General features: G+C 69.5%; 3 protein-coding genes. 1 reads left to right on the forward strand and 2 read right to left on the reverse strand.

Annotated features, from left to right (window positions below):
- Nucleotides 1–129 precede the first annotated feature (129 nt).
- Nucleotides 130–396: an HU family DNA-binding protein gene (locus RM812_RS41120; protein ID WP_311585982.1), complete on the forward strand. Its 267-nt coding sequence runs from the start codon at nucleotides 130–132 to the stop codon at nucleotides 394–396.
- Nucleotides 397–456: 60 nt separating this feature from the next.
- Here the strand turns inward: RM812_RS41120 and dndC are convergent, their stop codons facing one another.
- Both dndC and RM812_RS41130 read right to left on the reverse strand, forming a co-directional pair.
- Entirely contained in the window at nucleotides 457–2,076 is a 1,620-nt protein-coding gene (gene dndC / locus RM812_RS41125) for a DNA phosphorothioation system sulfurtransferase DndC (protein WP_394816605.1), read from the reverse strand.
- Between the two features lie 108 nt (nucleotides 2,077–2,184).
- Entirely contained in the window at nucleotides 2,185–3,030 is an 846-nt protein-coding gene (locus RM812_RS41130; protein WP_311585980.1) for a hypothetical protein, read from the reverse strand.
- Between the last annotated feature and the right edge of the window lie 226 nt (nucleotides 3,031–3,256).

Below are 3,256 nucleotides of genomic sequence, written 5' to 3' on the forward strand. Positions count from 1 at the left end.
GAGAGGTGCTCATGAACTAATGCTGAGATCACCCTGGCACCCGTCAGACACTCGTGAACGCTAGTTGACAGAACTTTACAGAGCTGACCGGGACGGGACATGGCGGTCATCGCCTAGTTCAGAGAAGAGCTGATCGCCGCACTGTCCGACCGAGCCTCGGTGGCCCGCAAGGACGTCGATGCCGTGCTGACCGCTTTCGCCGAGACGGTCGGCGAGGTCGTCGCCAAGGGCGACGAGAAGGTCACCATCCCCGGCTTCCTGACCTTCGAGCGCACCCACCGCTCGGCGCGCACCGCGCGGAACCCGCAGACGGGCGAGCCGATCCAGATCCCGGCCGGCTACAGCGCGAAGGTCTCCGCCGGGTCCAAGCTCAAGGAAGCCGCCAAGGGGGCCTGAGCAGCTCCGGCCGGCCTTCCCGGCGCCGGAGCCGCACGGCAAACGCCATGAGGTTCCGGCCTACGGGCCATCCGACGATGTGTCGGCCGGCACCAGTCCGGCGGCACGCAGGTCCGCGGCCAACGTCTCCGCCTCCGTAGGGGAACGCTCCTCCGGTGGCGGGGACGGCTGCGGCTCGACGGCCGCGCGGGCGCCGGACCGGGGCAGGTCCCGCAACTCGGCCGTGTGCTGCTCCCGCCTGAGCGCGAAGTCGAGAGCGTCCTCCTCGTCCTCGAACGCGTACTTGCCGACGACCTTCTCCAGGGCGTCGAACAGACCCGCGCGGCGCGTCATCGTCCGGAAGGCCCGCTCTACGCCCAGAAGTTCGCGGATCATCAGGAACTGCTGCTCGTCGTCCCCGCACACCTCGCGCAGGGTGTCGACCATCTCGGCACCGTTCACGGCCAGGGCGCTGACCACCGGCGGGTCCGGATAGGGCTCACCGGTCGCGGACTGGTAGATGCCGGGAAGCGAGTCCTCGATCTCGTGCTTGACGTACACCCACTCGTGTCGGATGGCCCGCAGCTCCTCCAAGGTGATCAAGGTCAGGTCCCGGACGTACTGTGGCCCGTTCTCCCGGATCCACGTCTGCGCCTCCAGAAGCCGGCGCAGCCACTCCTCACGGGCCTGCTGCAGGTAGGCGCCGTGCACCAGACGGCCCTTGAACGGATGAAGCCGCCCGCTCATTCGCCGGAAGTCCCTCAGTTCCCGGTCATCGTCCACGTCCAGGGCGTTGCGCAGCTCCAGCAGCGGCAGCATCCACTCCTTCTCCGCGTCATTGCTGATCATGGCCTGCATCGACTTGTCCTCGGAGACCAGCGTGCAGGTCCAGCAGCCGAACCGGCTGTCGCCGCACGACGGCGTTGTGGAATCGACGACCAGCGGGCACTCGGCGTCCGGAGACGCCCCCTGGTACATGGTGAGCAAGTCCTTGTTGCTGTGCCCCCACGGGTTGGGATGCTGCATGAGCAGCTCCCACACCTCGTCGTTGCTGAGGTCCTCGATCGGCGAGTACACCAGGGAGTTGGGCAGCGAACCGTTCGGGCTGAGACGGTCGCGCACCCTGCGCTTCTCGTGGCGGGTCATGGTCCGCGCCCGCGCCCGCGACTCGGCCTTGCGGGTGCCCAGCACCAAGATGACCTCGCCGAACGCGGCCACCACAGCGCGGATGAATGCATTCGAAGGTTTAATCTTCAAACGTTCTGTGCACCACCGGAACTTCGGCCTCGGCGCGGCGTAACCGCGGCCGATGAGGCATACCCAGAACGAGTCCTCGACCGCCGGCGTCAGCCGGTGCGCCTCGATCGGCAGACCCTGCTCTGCGGCTGCCCGCCGCATCGAGTCGAGCGAGGCGTTCACCCAGGCGGCGACCACCGGGTTCTCGACACCGGTGTCGGTGCTGATGACGTGCACCACCTTGGTGCGCTCGGCCGGAGGCAGGCCGGCCAGCGCCATCCACACGAGCATGAGGCACAGCGTCGAGTCCTTGCCGCCGCTGTAGCCCACCACCCAGGGCACCTGATCAGCCCGGTACAGATCGCGGATCTCTTCGAGGATGCCGGTGAGCCACTGGCCCATGGTCTGGCCGGCGAATGGCACGGTGCGGGTGGGGGAGAGGTCCAGGAGCACAGGAGGACGCATACGGAAGCCTTCGCGCAGGAGCCGGCCCGAACGGACTGCGGTCGTCCGTGCTGCCGGAGGAGAGTGGACGTGGGGCCGGGGCGCGGACAGCGCCCCGGCCGGTGCAGATCAGCTGTCGTTGTGGAAGCGGCGCACGACGGCGCAGACGCAGGCGCCGAGCACCTCCAGCTCGTCGGCGTCGGACACGTCGTTCAGGTAGGTGCGGGACTCGCCGACGAGGTCGGCCGACACGTACAGGTGGCCCTCGGCGACAGCCAGGGTGTAGCCGGCGCCGGGGGTGTCCCGGTGCGCGATGTGCGCGGCGACGCCCCACGGTGACGACGTTGCGCTCCAGCCGTCGCCGAGGAGTAGGGCGGCCGCCTCTCCGATGTCGCCGATGCTGAGCCGCCGTGCGGTGCCCGCCGCGCTGTGCAGCACGGCGAACACGGTGGCCGCACCGCGCGCCCTGGTGATCTCGATGGACGGGGAGGAGATGAGTCCTTCGTCGCTCGCCCACAGCACGGCGTGGCCTCCCTCCCAGCGGATGTCGGCCACACCGGGGCGCGATCCGTAGGAGACGGTGGCCCCGGTGATCTCGGCGGCGAGGGGAGCGAAGTGCCGAATCGCCGCCTGCGTCCGGGCCGTGCGGGCCTCCAGCTCGGTGACCAGCTCCTGCCAGGCGGGCAGGATGTGGGAGCGGATCTCATCGGCGACCGACCCCGGGGCCCCGATGACGCCTGATGCCTCTCCGCGGTAGTCCGAGCGCCTGCTCCAGACCAGATTTCCCCGCGGGCGGGTCGACACCGTGACCGGGGTGTGCGCCCGTACGGGTGCGGTGGTGCGGACATCGAATTCGACGCCGGGGCCTTCGAGCACGGCGAACGTCGACGAGTCGGCGCTCGCCGCGCGCCACTGCGGCCCCAGGAGGGCAGCGAGTTGGGCGGCGTACTGAAGGGCATAGCGGGCGACGGGCACGAGAAGCTCCTGAAGAGGTGAGGCGGTGGAAGGGAGGGGGCGCGAGGGCGGCTACTGGTCCTTGAACGGGTGCCAGTGCGCTGCCGCACGGTGACGGAAGACGGCCGCCACGATCGCGGGCCAGTCCGTATCGAGGTGTTCGCGGGGCGCGACGGGGCGGGCGTCCCAGTTCTGGGCCCCGGTGTCGTCGGCGAGGAAGGCCTCGCGAAGGCATTCGCCGCACACG

The organism is Streptomyces lancefieldiae, from assembly GCF_031845825.1.
GTDB classification, from domain to species: domain Bacteria; phylum Actinomycetota; class Actinomycetes; order Streptomycetales; family Streptomycetaceae; genus Streptomyces; species Streptomyces lancefieldiae.